The 546-nt window shown below is 46.0% G+C and carries 1 protein-coding gene; it reads right to left on the bottom strand.

Annotation, left to right across the window (positions count from 1 at the left end; genetic code table 11):
- Nucleotides 1–546, bottom strand: a 546-nt coding sequence (locus R7Z50_RS30310) for a sensor histidine kinase (protein WP_318150124.1), incomplete at both ends; no start/stop codon positions are given.

Here is a 546-nt window from a genome sequence, read left to right as displayed (position 1 = left end):
TTCCTTACTTGTCATTGGCCAACTCAAACGCACACTCACACCACCTTCGGAAGATTCACTGATCGACACCTGACCTTTGCCTGAAAATAAGGCATCCATGCGCTGTTTAAGGTTACTCAGCCCAATCCCCGAACCAGAGTGATTGCTGACGTGACTCAACCCCACGCCAGTGTCTTTCACTTCAATTTGCAACAGCTGTTTCTCTTGCTTTATCAGCAATTGGACTTCACCACCTTCACGTTTTGGCTCGATGCCGTGAATAATGGCGTTCTCTACCAAAGGTTGCAGCATCATCGGAGGCAACTCTGTATTTCCTAACCCTTCTTGCACCTCGATTGTGTAACTTAAGCGCTCGCCTAAACGAATTTTTTGAATACCCAGATAAGCGTCAATCAAGGCAATTTCATTTTCAACCGTGGTGTACTCCTCACGCGAGTTTTTTAGCGTTGCACGCAATAACGCCGTGAGTTGATCCAACATTTGTTTGGCTTTATCGACGTCTTGCGACATCAACGCGCTGATATTGGCAAGCGTATTAAACAGAAA

This window comes from Vibrio sp. 1249-1 (assembly GCF_033340495.1).
The sequence above is the reverse complement of the archived record's forward strand: the minus strand, read 5'-3'. Positions and strand labels throughout refer to the sequence as shown.